Origin of the sequence: Streptomyces glaucescens, from assembly GCF_002154375.1 — a bacterium.
Lineage (GTDB): Bacteria > Actinomycetota > Actinomycetes > Streptomycetales > Streptomycetaceae > Streptomyces > Streptomyces glaucescens.
The window spans coordinates 1-20394 of sequence record NZ_MUND01000190.1 but is presented as its reverse complement, the minus strand read 5'-3'; the positions used below and the strand labels follow the sequence as shown (position 1 = coordinate 20394).

The 20394-nt window shown below is 70.5% G+C and carries 6 protein-coding genes; all 6 read left to right on the top strand.

What is annotated here, in order from left to right:
* The first annotated feature begins 129 nt into the window (after positions 1-129).
* The 6 genes from CCN42_RS14050 (at position 130) to CCN42_RS14025 (ending at position 20348) form a co-directional block, all read left to right on the top strand.
* Complete coding sequence (locus CCN42_RS14050; protein ID WP_158102091.1) at positions 130-4077, top strand: non-ribosomal peptide synthetase; 3948 nt, start codon at positions 130-132, stop codon at positions 4075-4077.
* A gap of 86 nt (positions 4078-4163) precedes the next feature.
* Positions 4164-6008 (top strand): asparagine synthase (glutamine-hydrolyzing), encoded by a 1845-nt coding sequence (gene asnB / locus CCN42_RS14045; protein WP_086735866.1) that lies wholly within the window; start codon positions 4164-4166, stop codon positions 6006-6008.
* A gap of 922 nt (positions 6009-6930) precedes the next feature.
* Positions 6931-8274: a salicylate synthase gene (locus CCN42_RS14040; RefSeq protein ID WP_245877274.1), complete on the top strand. Its 1344-nt coding sequence runs from the start codon at positions 6931-6933 to the stop codon at positions 8272-8274.
* 57 nt (positions 8275-8331) lie between these two features.
* On the top strand, positions 8332-10308 hold the full coding sequence (locus CCN42_RS14035) for an AfsR/SARP family transcriptional regulator (protein ID WP_086735862.1): 1977 nt from the start codon (positions 8332-8334) through the stop codon (positions 10306-10308).
* A 170-nt stretch (positions 10309-10478) separates the two neighbouring features.
* Positions 10479-10997 carry a hypothetical protein gene (locus CCN42_RS14030; protein ID WP_245877273.1) on the top strand — a complete coding sequence of 173 codons (519 nt, stop codon included), beginning with the start codon at positions 10479-10481 and terminating at the stop codon, positions 10995-10997.
* A 204-nt stretch (positions 10998-11201) separates the two neighbouring features.
* On the top strand, positions 11202-20348 hold the full coding sequence (locus CCN42_RS14025; RefSeq protein ID WP_086735861.1) for a golvesin C-terminal-like domain-containing protein: 9147 nt from the start codon (positions 11202-11204) through the stop codon (positions 20346-20348).
* Positions 20349-20394 lie beyond the last annotated feature (46 nt).

Here is a 20394-nt window from a genome sequence, read left to right as displayed (position 1 = left end):
GCTCACCGTGCATACTTCACATGGGCTGGGGTGAAGTGAACATTGTGGCGCGAACACCGCGCTGGGTAGTCTCCCGATATCAGTCTGATCTGAAATCGGGGGTTGTGAATGACGGGGGATCGGTCCGCCTTGAGACTTCCACTCACTCAGGGCCAGGCCGGTATCTGGTACGGCTGGCAGCTGGACGATTCAAAGCTCGCCCATTCTTTCGGCGAATTTCTCGACATCACCGGCCCGATGTCTCCCGCATTGCTTCGGGAGGCGATCCGCCGCACGATGAGCGAGGCGGAGGCGCTGACCGTCTCCTGCGGCGAGGACGCGGACGGTCCATGGCAGCGGGTGCGGCCGGACGCCGTCGTGGACGTACCGCTGGTCGACCTCGGCCGTGGGACGGGCACCGGGGCCGGCTCCGAGGCGGAGGCCTGGGCGGCGGCGCAGCGCTGGATGCGCGGGAGGATCGACAGCCCGCTGGACCCGGCCCGCGACGGTGTCCACCGGCACGCGATCCTCCGTGTCGCGCCGGAGCGGCACATCTGGTTCTGGCAGCTGCACCACCTGGTGGCCGACGGCGTCACCTCGCAGATGATCTCCCGCCGTACGGCGGAGGTCTACGGCGCCCTGGCCGCGGGCCGGGAGGTGTCCGCGAACCCCTTCGGAAGCCTGCTCTCCCTGATCGAGGAGGAGCGGCACTACCGCGCCTCGGCGCAGTACGCCCAGGACCGCAGGTACTGGCTGGAGCAGTTCGCGGACCTCGAGCAGGTGGCCGGACTCACCGACGAGGTCATGCTGCCGGCCGGCGTTCCCGTCAGGCGGATGTGGCACATCGGCACGGAGCTGGAAGACCGGCTCCGCGCCTGCGCGCACACCCACGGGGTGCCCTGGTCGCGGGTGGTGGTCGCGGCGTTCGCTGCCTACGTCGGCCGGCTCACGGGCCGCGACGGCACCGTTCTCGGACTGCCGGTGTCCAATCGCCACACGCCCGCGGCGGCCACCACTCCCGGCATGGTGTCCAACGTGATACCGCTGCGCCTGCGCGCCTCCCGCTCGACGACTTTTCCCGAACTTCTCCGGCAGACCGACGAAAAGATCAAAGAAACCCGTCCGCACCGGCGATACCGCTTCGAGGAATTGCGGCGTGAATTCGGGGAGCAGGGCGGTAGGGCGCGGGTTTTCGGTCCCATAGCCAATGTCATGACGCTCGACACCGACTTTTCCTTCGGTGACTGCGCGGCCCGGCACCACAATCTCACGCCCGGTCCGATCGAGGACCTGATGCTGGGCGTCTACGAGAAACCCGGAAGCCTCACCTTCTCGTTCGACGCCAACGCCGCCCTCTACGGCGCCGAGGACCTCCGCGGCCACGCGGAGAGGTTCCAGGCGTTCCTGCGCCAGGTGGTCGAGGACCCGTCGCGTCCGCTGGGGGAGGCCGAGCTCCTCGATGCCGCCGAGCGCCGCCGGTTCCTGGAGATCCGCCCGCGCCGCCGGCCGGCTGAGGATGGCCCGCGCACCCTTGTGGAGGCCTTCGAGGCACAGGCCGCGGCGACGCCGCACGCGTTGGCCGTCACATGCGGCGCGGAGCGGCTGACGTACGGGGAACTGAACGACCGGGCGAACCGTCTCGCCCGGCTGCTCATCCGGCACGGCGCCGGGCCGGAGCGGCTGGTCGCCGTCGCCCTGCCCCAGGAGGTCCACCTCGTGGTGGCGCTGCTCGCGGTCCTGAAGTCGGGAGCCGCGTACCTCCCGGTCGACCCCGACTACCCGCAGGACCGCATCGACTTCCTGCTCCAGGACGCCGGACCGCTGCTGCTGCTCACGACCTCCGGCCTGGCGGCCCGGTTCCCCGGCACGCACGTCCCCGTCGTGAGCCTCGACGCCGAGCCGGCCCGCGCGCGCCTGGCGGAACTCGCCCACGACAACGTGCGGCCCGCCGAGCGCGCGGGCCCCCTGGCGCCGGACAACACCGCCTACGTCATTCACACCTCGGGCTCCACCGGACGGCCCAAGGGAGTGGTCGTACCGCACCGCAACGTCCTGGCCCTGTTCGACGCCACCCAGGAACTCTTCGACTTCCGGGCGGACGACGTGTGGACGATGGCCCACTCCTACTCGTTCGACTTCTCGGTGTGGGAACTGTGGGGCCCGCTGCTGCACGGCGGCACCCTCGTCGTGGTTCCCACCGCCGTCCGGCGCTCCCCCGACGAGCTGATGCGGCTGCTGGTGCGCGAGGGGGTCACCGTCCTCAGCCAGACGCCCTCGGCGTTCCACCAGCTGCTCCAGGCGGACCAGGACGACCCGCGGGCCGGGCGGCGACCGGCCCTGCGGTATGTGGTCTTCGGCGGTGAGGCGCTCGACCTCGCCCGGCTGGCGGAGTGGTACGAGCGGCACGCCGACGACGCGCCCGTCCTGGTCAACATGTACGGGATCACGGAGACCACGGTGCACGCCAGCCACATGGCACTCGACGCCTCCCTCGACCCGGCCCGCACCGGGAGCCCGGTCGGGCAGAGCCTGCCCGGGCTGGCCCTCTACCTCCTCGACGAGCATCTGCGTCCGGTACCCCCCGGTGTCACCGGGGAGATCTACGTGGCCGGCGACCAGGTGGCCCGCGGCTACCTGGACCGGCCGGGGCTCACTTCCGCCCGCTTCGTCGCCGACCCGTTCGGACCGCCCGGATCGAGGATGTACCGGTCCGGGGACCTCGGCCGCCGGCGGGCCGACGGCCTCCTCCAGTACCGGGGGCGGGCGGACGACCAGGTGAAGATCCGGGGCCACCGCATCGAACTCGGGGAGGTCGAGGCGGAGTTGCGCGCCTGCCCGGGGGTCGCGACCGCCTGCGCGGTGGCCCGGAAGGACGCCGTCGGCGACCATGCCCTGATCGGCTACGTGGTGCTGGACGGTCCGTCCGTCACGGACCCGGCCGCGCTGCGCACCCGTCTCGCCCGACGGCTGCCGTCCCACATGGTGCCGGCCGCCGTGGTGGCGATCGACCGGATCCCCCTGACCGCCAACGGGAAGCTGGACCGCCGCGCCCTGCCCGAACCGGTGTACGCCCGCGCTCCGCGAGGAGCGGCCCCCGCCACTCCCCTGGAGCGGGACGTCGCCGACGCCTTCAGCCATGCGCTCGGCGTCCCGGGCGTCTCCGTTGAGGACGACTTCTTCGATCTGGGCGGCGACTCCGTCAAGGCCGTCCGGCTCGCGCGCAGGATCGGCCGGGGCCTGTCGGTGCTGGACGTGTTCCAGCACCCCACACCGGGAAAGCTGGCCCTCCGCGTCCTGGAACGGGAGAGCACGGACGGAGCACAGCGCATTCTGCGGCGGCTGACCCCCGAGGGGGCAGCGGGCGCGGAGTTCACCCTCGTCTGCATTCCCTACGGCGGCGGCACGGCAGCGGCGTACCAGGGTCTCGCCGTCGAACTGGCGCCCCACGCGGAGCTGTGGGCCGCCGCGTTGCCGGGGCACGACCCGACCCAGCCGGACGAGTCCCTGCTGACCCTCGACGAGAGCGCCGACGCGATCGCCGAGGAGATCCGGCGCTCGCTGACCGGGCCCTTCGCCCTCTACGGGCACTGCGCGGGATCCGCGCTGGCGGTGGCGGTCGCGGGGCGGCTGGAGCGCAGCGGGCACCTGCCGGCCGCCCTGTTCATCGGGGCCGCGCTGCCCGAGGCCGACCCGGAGGAGCGGCTGCGCCACGCCACTCAGTGGTCCGCGCAGGGTCTGCACGCCTACATGACCTCGCTCGGGGGTTTCGACGGAGCGCTGGACGACTCGGACCTCAGGACCGTGCTGGACGTGATCCGGCACGACATGAAACAGGGCCTGCACTTCCAGATCGAGGCGAGGAAGGAGCGGCACGAGCGGCTGGCCACCCCGCTCATCGCAGTGATCGGCGACGCGGACGACGCCACCCCGGGCTATGAACGCGGCCATCTGGAGTGGGAGCGCTACGCGGCGCACGTCGCACTGGCGGTGATCGCCGGCGGCGGACACTACTTCGTCACTCATCAGCCGAAGGTGCTCGCCGGGCTGATCCTCGAGCACGTGGGAACGCCGCCGTCCGGCCGGACACCGGTGCACTGACAGCCGGTCCGTCGGCCGCCCGTGCGTGCCGACTGCCGGTGCGTTGCCTGCCAAAGCGCGGAATCGTAGGGAAATGGGGTTGTGAAATGTGCGGGATCGCGGGATGGGTGTCGTTCGACGCCGACTTGACGCACCGGGGGGACACGCTCGATGCGATGACCGAGACCATGGCCTGCCGCGGGCCGGACGGCCGGGGCACCTTCGTGCGCACCCATGTCGGCCTCGGCCACCGGCGCCTGGCCATCATCGACCTGCCCGGCGGAACGCAGCCGATGAGCGTGAGCACACCGGCCGGCGAGGTCGCCCTGGTGTACTCCGGTGAGGCCTACAACTTCCAGGGACTGCGCCGGCAGCTGACGTCGCTCGGGCACGCGTTCCAGACGGACAGCGACACCGAGGTCGTGCTGCACAGCTACCTGGAGTGGGGCGAGAGCCTCGTCGACCACCTCGACGGGATGTACGCGTTCGCGGTCTGGGACGAGCGCGAGCAGAAGCTGCTGCTGGTGCGCGACCGCATGGGGATCAAGCCGCTCTACTACTACCCGACGCCGGACGGTGTGCTGTTCGGCTCCGAGCCCAAGGCGATCCTGGCGAACCCGCTGGCGCGCAAGGTGGTCGACACCGAGGGGCTGCGGGAGCTGTTCGCGCAGACCAAGACGCCGGGCTGGGCGCTCTACAAGGGCATGCACGAGATGCTGCCGGGCACGCTGATCAGTGTCGACCGCCGCGGCCTCCGGGAGCGGACCTACTGGCGGCTGCGGGCCGCCGAGCACACCGACAGCCGGGACGACACGGTGGCGCGGGTGCGGGAGATGCTCACCGGGATCGTCGACCGGCAGCTGATCTCGGACGTCCCGCAGTGCGTCCTGCTCTCCGGCGGACTGGACTCCAGCGCGATCACCGGCCTGGCGGCCGAGCGGCTGGCCCTGCGGGGCGAGCGGGTGCGTACGTTCTCGGTGGACTTCGCCGGCCAGGAGGAGAACTTCGTCCCGGACGAGATGCGCGAGACGCCGGACTCGCCGTTCGTGCGGGACGTCGCGGCGCACGTGGGATCCGATCACCACGACGTGATGCTGAACCCGGCCGACATCTCCGATCCCGCGGTGCGGCGCGCGACCGTCGGCGCCCGGGACATCCCGAACGGCTTCGGCGATCTCGACAGCTCGCTCTACCTGCTGTTCAAGGCGATCCGGGAACGCTCGACGGTGGCGCTGTCGGGGGAGTCGGCGGATGAGGTGTTCGGCGGGTACCCCTGGTTCCATCACGAGCCGCTGACCCGCGTCCAGACCTTCCCGTGGATGGCGGTCATCCCGCCGCTGAGCCTCGCGGCCCGCACCGACCACATCGAGCCGGGGCTGCGGAAGCGGCTCGACGTCGGGGCGTACACCGCCGACCAGTACGCGACGGCCCTGGCCGAAGTGGAGCACCTCGACGGCGAGTCCGAGCTGGAGCGGCGCATGCGCTCCGTCTTCCATCTGCATCTGACGCGGTTCGTGCGCAACATGCTGGACCGCAAGGACCGGCTGTCGATGGCGGTCGGGCTGGAGGTGCGGGTGCCGTTCTGCAACCACGAGCTGGTCCAGTACGTGTACAACACGCCCTGGGCGATGAAGACGTTCGACGGCCGGGAGAAGAGCCTGCTGCGGCAGGCCGCGGCCCATGTGATGCCGCGATCGGTGGTGGAGCGGGTGAAGAGCCCGTACCCGTCGCCGCAGGATCCCGGGTACGCGGCGATTCTGCAGCAGCAGGTGAAGGAGCTGATCGCGGCGCCGGACGCGCAGGTCTTCGCCCTGGTCGACCGCGCGTGGGCGCAAGCCGTCGTGGCCCAGGATCCGGCGGGCATGACGGTGGCGGTACGGGCCGGTCTGGAGCGGGTGCTCGACCTGCACACCTGGCTGGAGCTGCATTCCCCCGAGCTCCTGCTGGACTGATCACCCGCCGGCGTGTGACGTCGCCAGGGGCGGAGCCGTCGACCGGACGGCTCCGCCCTTCGGCGTTCGACGGCCGGCTCCCACCCGGTGAGGAATGCCTGCCTTTGGTTCAACGGTCAAGGAGGCTCGGGCTCCCCGCGTCCGACGGGACACGGAATGCGCGCGCCTTCATTTCTCTTCTCAGGACGCCGCTCTACCTGTCAGTCCAGGGGGTGACAATCGGTCACTCAGCCGCTACTGTGACCTTGCGCGCACAGCTTACGAGTATAAAAAAGCTGGAGGGCAGATGCTCGGCCAAACCTTGACTGGAGGTTTGTTCAGGGGATTCACCGGGACTCGGTCCGCTGATGTCAGGCGGATTGACTTCCGGCGCGGGGATCGGTCGGGGGGCGAATCCTATCGGGGGTCTGGCGGCGGGTGCGGCGTTTTCTGATGTCGTAACGGGAAAGCAGCCTCAGGTCGTGACCCAACAGGCGCGCGAACCTTCAGGCGGGGCGCATCCGGAATCTGATGTGCGACATTCTTGTGGCCGGTTCCGGCCTTGACCCGGATTCGGTGACCCTGTCGAAGGTGCGCCTTCTTCCGTGCAGTGGGTGGACCCGCTGGACATCTTCCCGGAGCCCGGTGCCTCGTTCTGGCCTGCGTGGCCGAGACGGCGACGCCCCGCTCCGACGCTCCGTGGTGCTCCGGGTGAGCGGTTCTCGCGGTGAGCCGACCAGGATTTTCGCCGGTCGCTCGCTTTCCTGATGCCGTCCGCCCGGGTGGTTCCGCCACGGCTGCCCAACATTCTCCACAGCTGGAAATGAGCGCTGCGCTGTCGATTCGGGGGAAGCGCCGGCGGGGGCATGTGCTGGCAGTCCCGCCCGTCTTCGCCCTGCCTACTCAGGGGATAGGTGTGAAGGTCCATTACCGCACAGCCACCGTGGAAACAAGGCGCGAGCCGCTCGATATCGCAACCGGACTCGCCTCCTCCGGAATCTGGGACACCTTCGTGGTGTACGAGGACCCCGATGGCTGGTCCATAGCCGGTGGAATAGCGGCCGAAGTCCTGCTGACGCCGCGATGTATTCGCACCACACGGGACGGTGTGGTCACGGAGGACCGCTGGAACGGGAATCCGCTCGACCGGATCCAGGAATTCCTGGCGGGCCTGCCGATAGCTGACTGGAGCGCCTACGGCTGGTGCGCGTTCGAACTGGCCCCGCTCCTGGCGGGGACGGCGGCCCCACGGGACGGTGTCCTCGCGCACCTGGTCGTTCCCGAGACGGAGGTGCGGCTGAGCGGCGGCCGGGCCGTCATCCGCAGTCTGCGCGGCGCGGCCCTCGCGACCGCGGAGGAAGCCGTCACCCACGCCGAGGCACCCGCCGGCGGTACGGGACGGCCGGTCCGCGTCGACCTCGAAGCCGACGCCGGCGACTACCTGCGCCACGTGGCCTCCCTGGTCCGGGACATCCGCGCCGGGCTGCTGCAGAAGGCCGTCATCTCCCGGGTGGTGCCCGTACCGGAGGAGATCGACTTCCCCGCCAGCTTCGCCGCCGGACGCCGCGCCAACTCGCCCACCCGTTCCTTCCTGCTGAGCATGGGCGGACTGCGCGCCTTCGGGTTCAGCCCGGAGACCGTGGTGGAAGTGGACCCCGAGCGCCGTGTCGCCAGTCAGCCCCTCGCGGGCACCCGGGCGCTGACCGGTGACTCCGAACTCGACCGCAAGCTGCGCGAGGACCTGCTCGCGGACCCCAAGGAACTCCACGAGCACGCCATCTCGGTGAAGGTCGCCGTCGACGAACTCGCCGGCCCCTGCGAACCGGAGACGGTGGCCGTGACGGAGTTCATGACGGTCAAGGAACGCGGCACCGTGCAGCACCTGGCGTCGAAGGTGGTGGGCCGGATGCCGGAGGGGGCCGGTCCCTGGCAGGCGTTCGCCGCGGTGTTCCCCGCCGTGACGGCCTCCGGGGTGCCCAAACCCGCCGCCTACGAGGCGATCTCCCGCTACGAGAGCCAGGCCCGCGGCCCCTACGCGGGAGCCGTCATGAAGGTCACGCAGGACGGGACGATGGATGCCGCCCTGGTGCTGCGCAGCGCCTACGCGCGCGACGGCAGGACCTGGCTGAGGGCCGGAGCCGGCGTGGTGGAGCAGTCCCGCGCCGAGCGGGAGCTGGAGGAGACCCGGGAGAAGCTGATGTCCGTGTCCCGGTCGCTGGTGGCTCGTACGGCCGAACCGGCCGACGGCACCGGCGCGGCGGAGGGCCGACCGCGACCGCCGCGCTGATGCGCGAGAAGCCGACGCAGGACCGGACGGAACACCACTTCAGGAGAGGACTGGCCGATGGCCACCACGGGGACACCTCTGCGCATACAGCTCCTGGGCCCGGTGCGGGCCTGGCAGGACGGGACGGAGGTGCCGCTGGGCCCGCCCAAGCAGCGCGCCGTGCTCAGCCTGCTCGCCAGCCGCGCCAACGACGTCGTGGGCGTCGACACCATCGTGGACGCCCTGTGGGACGGTGACACACCGCACTCCGCGGCCAACAGCGTGCACACCTATGTGGCCGGACTGCGCCGGGAACTGGAACCCGGGCGCAGCAGGAGAGGAGCCAGCGCGGTCCTCGTCTCCGCGTCCGGCGGGTACTGCCTGCGGACCGACCCGGACCAGGTGGACGCCACGCTCTTCGCCCGGCGCCACGCCGAGGCCCGCAGATCATGGGCGAAGGGGGACACCGAAACCTCCCTGCGGCTGTACGAGGAGGCTCTGTCGCTGTGGCGCGGCGAGGCGTACGCCGCGATCCCCGGCCCGTTCGCCTCCATGGAACGCACCCGGCTGCGGGACCTCAGGCTCACCGCCGTCGAGGAATGGGCCGCCGACATGCTGGCGGCGGGCCGGCACACGGAGATCGCCCCCGAGCTGATCCGCGCCGTCTCCGAGGAACCGCTGCGCGAGAAACTGCGCTGGCTGCTGATGCTGACCCTGTACCGCAACGGCCGGCAGGCTCACGCGCTGCGGGTCTACGACGAGATCCGGCGCCTGCTGAGCAGTGAGCTGGGCATCGAGCCCGGCGCCGAACTGCGTGACCTCTACCAGCAGATCCTCCGCGGTCACCCGGGGCTGCGCACCCATGGCGGGGACGCCACCGCCACGCTGCTGGAGGCGCCCCGCGAGATCGCGCTGCCCGCAGCGCCCAGCCCGCGGCAACTGCCGCCCTCCGCGCGCGGGTTCGTGGGCCGCGCCGGCGAACTGGCGCGGCTGGCGGACGTGCTGGACGACGAGCTGACGCGGTCGGGTGCCACGACCCCGGTCGCCGTGGTCGACGGCCCGGCGGGGGCCGGCAAGTCGGCGTTCGTCCTGCAGCTGGCGCACCGGCTCCTCGACCGCTTTCCCGACGGCCAGCTGTACGTGGACCTGTGCGGCACCGGACTGCGCGGTGAACCGGTGACCGCGGCGGAGGCCCTGGCACAGCTCCTGGGCAGCCTCGGCGTCGACACCACGCGAATGCCCGCCGGCCTCGCCGCCCGCGCCTCCCTCTACCGCAGCCTGCTGCACGGCCGCAGGATGCTGGTGGTGCTCGACGACGCCCACAGCGCCGATCAGCTGCGCCCGCTGATACCGCGCGGCTCCTGCTGCGTCCTCGCGACCAGCAGGCAGCGCCTCGCCGGGCTCGCGGCACGGGACGGCGCGCACCTGCTCACCGTCGGGCCGCTGGACGACAGCGCGTCGGCGCGCCTGCTCACCGCGCTGAGCGGCAACCGGCTCGCGGGACAGGACGAGGCCGTCCGGCGCCTGGTGGCGGTCTGCGGGGGACTGCCCCTCGCCCTGCGCATCGTCGCCGACGGGCTGACGGCCAACCCCGGGGTGCCGCTGAGCACGCTGGTCGAGCAGTACGCCGCCGAGCACAGCCGGCTCGACCGGCTCACGGTGGAGGACGACGCGGCCGCCAGCATGCGCTGCGCCTTCGCGGCGTCGTACCGGGCGCTTCCGGCCGACGCGGCCCGCATGTTCCGCTATCTCGGGCTGCACGGCGGCCCGTTCACCGTCGAGATCGCGGCGACGCTCGCGGAGACGGACCGGGACACCACCCGCAGGCTGCTCTCGCTGCTGGCCGCCCACCACCTGCTGGAGGAGGAACCGGGCCACCGACACCGCTTCCACGGCCTCATCGGCCTCTACGCCGCCGAGTGCGCGGAACGGGAACCGCCTGCCCTCCGTCAGGCGGCGCTCACCCGGATGCTCGAACGGGGACCGGCCGCTCCCCAGGCGCGGCCCGCGACCGGGGACTCCACGCGACAGGACGTCCGTACCGTCGCCTTGTGACGCCCGCGGCCGGCGGAGACCGCCGAGGCGTCACGCAGGATCCGGTCCGCGGCCGGGTGCCCGATATGTCCGTACACTGGAACGCGGCCACCGCGTCGTGTATAACCCCGCCCTGTCGCCGTCCGGGGAGTTCTGGAAGCTCCAAGCTCCCGTGACCCAGGGGGAATTCGATGGATGAGGTTCGGGAGCCGCAGGCTCCGGCGTCGGCAGCCGCCACGGCTGATGGCCGGGGTGCGCGACGGCTCGGCCGTCCGGACCGCGCGGGGCTGATCACGGCCGCCGTGGTGCTCGCGGCGTGCGGCGGGCTCGTGCTGTACGGGGCGCTCTCCCCGGGCGGCGAGGAGAAGGAGAAGCGCGAGGTGCCCACCGCCTCGGTCACCTACGAGGTGACCGGCACCGGCACCGCCGACATCACCTACCAGGCGCGCAGCGAGTCGGGGCAGGCGACCGTGGTGAAGGCGGCCACCCTGCCCTGGCGCACGACCGTGCCCGTCCCGCTCGGCCGCACCCCCGTCGTGAGCATCGTGCTCGGCGAGAAGGGGGGCCAGGCCCGCTGCGCCGTCGCCGTACGGGGGCGGCATCTGCAGAGCGCCACCGCCAGCGGCGGTTTCGGGCGTGCCACGTGCACCGGCAGTCTGCCCGGCCCCGGTCCCAGCCCCGACCCGGCCGACGCCGCACCCACGGGCTGAGGCGTGTCCGAAACTCGACGCCGTGACGGGCTTCGTGCCGCGTCGGAGGGCGGGGTCACGCCTGGTCGCGGGCCCCGCTCGAAGGATTACCGGCGTATGTCCGAATAGTCCGCTCGATTGACATGTACAGGTCCATGTGCTGTAGACCCTCCGCTGCCGTCTGCCAACCGGCAGACCCATCCGGTGATTTCGGAAGGGAATCCGATGCACAGACCAAGGGCCCGCAGGGTCCTGGCGTCGAGCGCGGCCCTGGCCGTCCTGGTCACGCTCGCGCCGACGACGCCCGCGTTCGCCGCGCCACCCGATGTGGGACGGCTCGGTGACGGCCTCACCGACGGCCTGCGCGACCTCTTCGGGGACGACGACGGCGAGCGGGCGACCCCGCCCGACCTGCCCGACACCGACGTCCCCGCCAACGAACTCCTCGCCAAGGGGAAGAAAGCCGCCAGACCCCAGCGCGTCAGGGAACTCACGGACCGCAGGACGCCGCAGTCCCGCTACTGGCAGCTGTCCGACGGCCGCGTCCAGGCCGAGGTGTCCTCCGTGCCGACCTCCTACGCCACCGGCAAGGGGGACGAGCGCACCTGGAAGGCCATCGACACCGCGGTCACCGACACCGACCGCGCCGGCTTCGAGAAGGCCAACACCACCAACGTGGCGCGGACCTACTTCGGTTCCCGCCCCGGTGAGCTGGTCCGCTTCCAGCTCGACGAGGGCCGCTGGGTCTCCCTCGGGCTGAAGGACCCGGCCGGGAACGCCGCGAAGCTGGTCCCGCAGACGGACGGCAACACCGTCACCTACCGGGACGCCTTCGGCAAGGGCGTCGACCTCAGGTACACCGTCGGCAACGGCAGCCTGAAGGAGGACATCGTCCTCCACGACCGGCCCGGCAAGGCCCCGGCCTACGACTTCACGCTCACCACCCACGGCCTGACCGCCACGTCCCGCGAGAACGGCGCCATCGCGCTGCACAGCGACAGCGCCGGGCCCGGCAGGCCGGAACTGGTCATCCCGGCACCGTCGATGACCGACGCCAGGCGGGACGCCGAATCCCCGTACGGCACGGTGGGCACCGACGCGGTCCGGCAGATCCTCACCGGCGGGAACGGCTCCTACACGGTGAGCCTGCGCCCGGACGCCGGGTGGCTCACGGCCGAGGAACGCCGGTACCCGGTGACGGTCGACCCGACCATCACCCTCGCGCCCACCCCGTCGCAGTCCGAGGACGTCATGATCTCCTCGGACGGTCCGGCCGACAACTACGACGGCAGCTGGCGGCTCTCCGTCGGCAACACCTCCACCGGAAGCAGCCGCGCCCTGCTGCGCTTCGGCCTGTCCGGCGTCCCCGCCGGCACCCGGCTGGATTCGGCCGAACTCAAGCTGTACTACGACCAGACCCACACCACCGGAGACACCGAGGTCCGGCTGGAGGCGCACCGCGCCACCGCCCCCTGGAGCGAGACCAGCGCCACCTGGAACAGCGCCAAGGACCTCACCGGCGAGCTGTCCGGCACCGCCGTCCTGGTCGACGACGGCGACCTGGGCACCACCGCCGCCAAGGGTGCCTGGCCGGCGTCCACGAACACCGCGTACACCCAGTACGCGGTCAACCAGGACTACCGCTTCAACAAGGACACCACCGCCGGCGACACCTACAGCTGGCAGCCCAGCCTCCCCGAGAACGGCGAGTACCAGGTCGACGTCCACTACGTCCCGGCCTCCGACCGCGCCGTGAACGCGCCGTACACGGTGACGTACAACGGCGGCAGCAAGACGTACACGGTGAACCAGCAGACGGGCGGGGGCGGGGCGTGGAAGACCCTCGGCACCCACCCGTTCACGGCGGGCACCACGGGCAAGGTCGTCCTCGGTGACGGCCCCGCCTCCACCTCGACGTCGGTCATCGCGGACGCCGTCCGCTTCACCAAGGGCGGCGTCGTCACCAAGCGGGCGGGTGAGATCAACACCTGGCACAGCTTCCCGGTCACCAAGACCGTGCAGCAGTGGCTGGACGGCACCCACGACAACCACGGCTTCGTGGTGAAGGCCGCCGACGAGTCCGCGAACGCCCCCAAGGGCGGCCCCCGCTACGAGGCGTCCGAGTACGCCTACAAGGGCGAGGTCGCCACCTACCCCAAGCTGGTCCTCACCTACGGCACCCGGGGCGTCGACGCGAACACCCCGAAGGTGATCCACGCGACCGGCGCCGAACTCGACTGGCCCGCGTACACCGACCCGTCGGCCGCGCCGGGCGACGACATCGTCGAGTACCAGGTCCACCGCAGCGTGTTCCAGCACTTCACGCCGTCCTCGCAGACCCTGGTCGCCCCGGTGTCCAAGGACACGCGGAGCTACACGGACACCACGGCCACCCCGACCCCGGCGGACTCCGCCGACCCGTTCGGCAACGCCTACTACTACATGGTCGCGGTCAAGACCCGCTCCGGGCAGGTCCTGCCGTCGGCGACCCAGCTGGTCCGGCTCCCCAAGGCGGGCCGCACCACCGTCGTCCTCCAGTCCGGCCAGGAGGACACCACCCTCACCTCCGCCCAGCCGGCCACCGGCCACGACACCGTCGACGACCTCGGCACACCCCGCCCCTGGCTGTCCGTGGGCAACAACTCCGGCACCTACGGCACCACCCGTGCCCTGCTGAAGTTCCCCGGCGTCACCGGCATCCCGGCGGGCGCCCGGGTACTGGACGCCCAGCTCGACCTGTGGGGCTTCACCACCACGACCGGCAGCCCCGGCGCGATCTACGAGGCACACGGCCTGACCCGGGGCTTCGACGAGGCCACCGCCTCCTGGAACAAGGCGAACGCCACCACGTCGTGGACCGCTCCGGGCGGTGACATGACCGCCACGGTGTCGGACACCGTCGGCACCGTCACCAACGACCCCGCGCGGCAGAGCTGGTCCGTCACCTCGCTGGCCCAGGGCTGGATCTCCGACCCGGACAGCAACCACGGTGTGGCGATCCGGCTGCGCGACGAGTCGTCGGCCGGCCCGCAGGAACGGACGGTGTTCCTCTCCTCGGAGGCCGAGGAGTCCCAGCTGCGCCCGCAGCTCGCGGTGACGTACCTGTCCAAGTCGACGGAGAACACCTACTTCGCGCCGTACACGCCGTCCCGGATGATCCCCGGCGACGAGTACACCGTCGACGTCACCCTCACCAACACCACGACCCGTACCTGGGCGCAGGGCGAATGGGAGCTGTCCTACACCTGGACGCTGCCGGACGGCACCGACGCCACCACCGGCGGCAACCAGCTCCGGACGGCGCTGCCCGCCGAGGTGCTGCCCGGTGACTCCGTCACCGTGCCGGCGAAGCTCAAGGCGCCCATCAACTCCGACTCCGGCAACAAGCGCCTGGAGTACGTCCTGAAGTGGGACCTGAGGAGGACCACCGACGGCACCTGGCTGTCCGCCACGGAGAACATCCCGCCGCTGGCCCAGAACGTCCGCACCGAGGACCCGACCTCCGACCAGCTCGGCCTGGAGGACTTCTACTCGTACGCGGGCAAGAACACCGGCGCCGGCTCGTCGCTGATGACGAACCTGTACGCGGGCAACATGGTCTGGCAGTACAACGCGTTCTCCAACCCGGGCCGCGGCCTGTCCACGTTCGTGCGGTTCGCGTACAACTCGCAGGACACCTCCGACACGGTCCTCGGCCACGGCTGGTCGGCCCAGGCCGCGATGCCCATGCGGCTCGGCGCCGCACTGGACTTCCACCCCAACCCGAACCCGACCCAGGTGGCGCTGCCCGACGGCGACGGCACCGAGCACGTCTTCCGCAAGCAGGACGACGGCACCTGGCGGGCCCCGGCGGGCGTGCACTACCTGCTGCGGCAGGGCGCGGGCGTGGACTGCGTGCCCGGCAAGGACGGCGACCCGCGCGCCTGGTCGCTGACCCGCCCCGACCGCACCCGGTTCTTCTACGACTGCGACGGCTATCTGACGTCCATCGTCGACAAGAACGGCAACACGCAGACGTACACGTACGCCGAGCGCAAGTCCAACAACAAGCCGGTCAAGTTCCTCACCTACATCACCGACCCGGCCGGGCGCCAGACACTCACGGTCGACTACTGGACGAAGGCCGACACCAGCAACCCGAAGATCATCGACCACGTCAGGTCGATGACCGACGTCTCGGGCCGCAAGGTCACCTTCGACTACTCCGACAAGGGTCTGCTCACCACCCTGACCGACGGCGCGGGCAGTTCGCAGCCCAAGGTGTTCCGCTTCACGTACGACATGGAGCAGGGCAACAAGAACGCCAAGCTGGTCAAGGTCACCGACCCGCGCGGGAACGCCACCTCGCTGGACTACTACTACCCGAGCGAAGGCGACGACCCGAAGTTCCACTGGAACGCCCAGACCATCACCGACCGCCTGGGCGGGACCACCGGATACGTCTACCGGGACCCGGACGGCACCGCCGGTTCGGTGATCGAGACGACGGTGACGGACGCGGAGAACCACGCCACCGTCCAGACCCTCGACGGCTACGGCCGCCCGACGGCGGTCACCAACGCCAAGTCGGAGACGACCAGGCTGGGCTGGGACACCGACAACAACGTCACCCGGCTCGAGGAGCCCAACGGAGCCGTCACCACCTGGAGGTACGACCCGAAGACCGGCTACCCGCTGGAGCAGAAGGACGCCGAGGCCAACAAGAACGGCACCGAGGCGCAGACCTTCACCTACGCCTACGGCCTGGACGGCCACATCGCGGACCTCTTCGAGAAGAAGTCCCCGGAGGGCCGCACCTACCGCTTCGGCTACGACTCGCGCGGCAACCTGACCTCCGTCACCGATCCCAAGGGCGTCGCCACCACCGACGTCGACGGCGACTACACCTCCCGCACCGAGTACGACGCGTACGGGCAGGTCACCCAGCAGATCGACGCCAACGGGCACGACACCGAGTACCGCTCCTACCACCCCGTCGGCTACCCGGAGACCACCCTCGACGCCCTCGACAACCCCTCGCACTCCGTGTACGACGTCCGGGGCAACGTCACCAAGGTCGTCAACGCCAAGGGCGCCGAGGTCACCCAGACCTACGACGTCTTCGGCCGGCCGCTGGAGAAGAGGGAGCCCTACAAGCAGTCCGAGGGCAGACTCATCGTCACTCCGGCACCGGAGTACGACGAGAACGACAACATCACCAAGGTGACGGCGCCCAACGGCGCGGTGACGACGTCGGTGTACGACAAGGCCGACCAGATGACCGAGTCCGTCGCGCCGGGCGACCAGCCCACCGACCCCGGCCGCAGGACGACGACCACCTACGACAAGGCCGGCAACGTCCGCACCGTCACCGCGCCGGAGGGCAACCGGACGGCGACCGCGGGCGACCACACCTCCACGCTGACCTACGACCCGGTCTACCAGATGACCGAGGCGGTCGACTCCGAAGGCAACAAGGCCTCCTTCGCGTACGACACAGTCGGCAACATCGTGAAGGTCGTCGACCCGCGCAAGAACGCCACCGCGAACCCCGACGACTACACCACCCGCTACGAGTACGACCTGAACCACCGGGTCGTGCGCACCATCGACGCGCTCGAATGGGCCACCTCCGTCCGCTACGACAAGGACGGCCTGAAGACCGCGCAGACGGACGCGGAGGGCAACGAGTCGCTCGCCACCTACGACGAGCGCGGCGCCCTGGTGGAGTCCAAGGTCCCGGTCCGCGAGAACGCCGCCGGCGACATCACCTACCGCACCACCCGCTACGCCTACGACCAGGTCGGCAACCGGACGAAGACGATCACCCCGCGCGGCGTCGCCACCACCGACGACGACACCGACTTCGTCGCGGAAACCGTCTACGACGAGCTGAACCGGGTCAAGGAGGAGCGCTCCCCCTTCGACAAGGACGACACGCGCTACTCCTCGCCGGACACCATGCTCTATTCCTACGACGAGGTCGGAAACCTCAGCGAGGTCTCCGCGCCGCCGTCGGACGGGCAGTCGGTCCGCAACGTCACCAAGTACACCTACTACGACAACGGCTGGACCGAGACGGCCGAGGATCCGTGGGACATCACCACGTCCTACAAGTACAACGAGCAGGGCCAGCAGACCGAGAACACCCTCACCTCGGCGGGCGGCTCCCAGAAGCGCACCATGACCTGGGAGTACTTCCAGTCGGGCAACCTCAAGGCACGCTCGGACGACGGCGTCCCGGTCGGCCGGCACGTCGTCCTGGTCGACAGCTCGGACTTCAACAACCGTGCGACTCAGGGCAGTTGGTCGCACACCCAGGCCGAGGAGCAGTACGGCTACGACACCTACTCGCACCCCGCGGGCAACGGTGCCTCGTCGTTCTCCTGGCAGCTCAACATCCCGCGGAACGGAACCTACGAGGTCTTCGTCCGCCATCCGCGGATGACGGGTGCCGCGTCCGACGCGAAGTTCCGCGTCGACCACGACGGCGGCAGCGCCACCCGCACCGTCGACCAGACGCAGAACGCCGGTGAGTGGATCTCGCTCGGCTCCTACGCGTTCGTCGAGGACGGCCCCCAGAAGGTCACCCTCACCGACGCCGCGAACGGCACGGTCCTGGCCGACGCCGTGAAGCTCGTCCGCTCCACCACCGGCGAGACCGACGACGAGCGGAAGAACTTCACCTACCTGTACAACGCCAACGGCAACATGACGGAGGTCAAGGACAACTCGCCCGGCGCGAAGATCGACACCTACAAGATCACGTACGACGGGCTCAACAAGATCACCAAGGTCGAGGAGTTCACCGGCACCACGCTGAAGAACACCACCTCGCTGACCTACGACGAGAACGGCAACCCGCTCACCTCGACCCACGACCTGAGCTGGTCGAAGATCGAGTACGACGAGCGCGACCTCGTCAAGAAGGTGATCAACGCCGCCTCGCCGACGGCGGACAAGCAGCAGGTCTCCACCATGACCTACACCGGGCGCGGCCAGCTGCTGCAGCAGACCAAGCCCAACGGCAACACGCTCGACATGACGTACTACCCCGACGGGTCCGTCGAACGGTCCCTGGAGAAGACGTCGGGCGGCACGGTGGTGGCCCAGCACGACCTGGAGTACTCCCTCAACGGGCACCGCTCCAAGGACGTGCTGAAGCTGATGGACGCCGACGACAACGCGGCCCACATCGACAACACCTACACCTTCGACTACGACCCGCAGGACCGGATCACCAAGGTCACCAAGGCGGGTGACGACCCGGCCACCGAGTCGTACGTCTACGACCGCAACAGCAACGTCGTCGAGCAGACCGTCGACGACGTCACCACCACCCAGCGCTACGACCGCAACCGGCTGCTCTCCGCCACGACCAACGGCGTCACCAGCACGTACAACTACGACCCGCTGGGACGACTGGACACGGTCAGCTCCGGCGGCCGGACCAGCCAGAAGTACTACTACGACGGCTTCGACCGCACCGAGAAGGTCCGGGCCGGCAGCGGCGAAGCCGCGGTGACCACGTCCTACGTCTTCGACCCCTTCGACCGGACGGTCTCCCAGACCACCTCCGGCACCGACGGGAAGACCACGGCGTTCACCTACCTCGGGCTGGACAACACGCTCCTGCGCGAGACGGTCGACGGCAAGGCCGACAAGGACTACCAGTACCTCGCCGGCGGCCAGCGGGCCACCCAGATCAAACACGAGGACGACGGCGCCCAGGAGTACTCGCAGTACGTCACGAGCCCCCGCGGCGACGTCGAGGCCATCACGAAGGAGGACGGCACCACCCGCGCCACGTACGGCTACACGGCGTACGGATCGGCCGACGAGTCCCAGATGACCGGAGCTGACGCACCGCCCTCCGCGGGCGGGGAGCAGGGCGACGCGTACAACGCCTTCCGCTACAACTCCTCCCGCTGGGACGCCGGTTCCGGCACGTACGACATGGGCTTCCGCAACTACGACCCGGGCCTGAACCGCTTCCTCACCCGGGACGCCTACAGCGGCGCCCTGTCGGACATGTCCCTGGCCACCGACCCGTTCACCGGCAACCGGTACGCCTTCGCCGGCGGCAACCCGATCAGCTTCGTCGAGATCGACGGCCACCTGTTCGGGCTGTCCCTGTCCGACATCGGCCACGCCGCGCTCGACGTCGTCGGCCTGGTCCCGGTGGTCGGCGAGGTCGCCGACGTCGCCAACGGCATCTGGTACGCCGCCGAGGGCAACTACGTCGACGCCGCCCTGTCCATGTCCTCGGCCATCCCGTTCGCCGGCTACGCGGCCACCGCCGTCAAGGCCGGACGGTACGTCGAGAAGGGCGTCGAGGCGGCTGACGCGGCCAACGACACCCGCAAGGCCGCGGACAACGCGGCCGACGCGGCCCCGTCCACGCCGTCCACCCCGGATGCCCCGGCCGCTCCCAGGACGGACACGCCCGAGGCGCCCAGCTGCCCCGTGCCGCACAGCTTCGTGCCCGGCACCAAGGTGGTGCTGGCGGACGGCAGTACGGCGGACATCGAGTCGCTGAAGCCGGGCGACCAGGTCATCGCCGCCGACACGGAGTCCGGCCAGGTGCAGATCCGCACGGTGACCGACACCCGCTCCCACCAGACGGACGAGCCCCTGGTCACCCTGACCGTCGACCCGGACGGCAAGGGCGGCAAGGCCAAGCACGGCGACATCACCGCCACCGCGGAACACCTCTTCTGGCTGCCCGACTACGGCCGGTGGGTCAAGGCCGCGGAACTGGCACCGGGCATGTGGCTGCAGACCGCGGCCGGCACCTGGGTCCAGATCACCGCGGTCGACACCGCCCACCGCACCGCCCGGGTGCACAACCTCACCGTCGAGGGCCTGCACTCGTACTACGTGACGGCGGGCTCCGCGGCGGTCCTCGTCCACAACTGCGGCACCCAGACCCCGCGGTTCGAGGTCGACTCGAACGGACAGGTCACCGACCTCGCGCCGACCCAGGGCACCCGAGGCGCGGTGGGGGATCCCACTCCGCCGCCGCTGGTCCGCAGCGGCGCGCCGCAGGGTCCCTGGTCGCTGGGCGACCGCGTCTCCGAGGCCCAGGGCCTGCTGTCGGACACCATTCACGGTGCCACCGGCAAGCTCAAGGACAAGACCTGGGTGGGAGCCGTCAACACCAGGACGGGCGAAGTGGCCGTCACCTGCTCCGGCCGCGGCAACTGCGCCGAGGTCAACGTCCTGGTGGGCACCGGCTGGACGGTCGACGAGACCATCTTCACCCGGGCCCTGGAGTGGGTGAACCACAAGGACGGACTCGGCAAGGTCCCGCAGGACAAGCCGGTCTGCTCCACCTGCCAGCGCATCTTCCCGGAGGACAATTTCGTGGACGGTGTGCAGCTCGACAGGTGACGGATCCCCGGCCGGTCACCCCACCGGTGACCGGCCGGGGATCCGT

Excerpts from the sequence above, each read along its gene's own strand:
- asnB (WP_086735866.1), top strand. The coding sequence starts at position 4,164 with ATGTGCGGGATCGCGGGATGGGTGTCGTTCGACGCCGACTTGACGCAC.
- CCN42_RS14035 (WP_086735862.1), top strand. The coding sequence starts at position 8,332 with ATGGCCACCACGGGGACACCTCTGCGCATACAGCTCCTGGGCCCGGTG.
- CCN42_RS14030 (WP_245877273.1), top strand. The coding sequence starts at position 10,479 with ATGGATGAGGTTCGGGAGCCGCAGGCTCCGGCGTCGGCAGCCGCCACG.
- CCN42_RS14025 (WP_086735861.1), top strand. The coding sequence starts at position 11,202 with ATGCACAGACCAAGGGCCCGCAGGGTCCTGGCGTCGAGCGCGGCCCTG.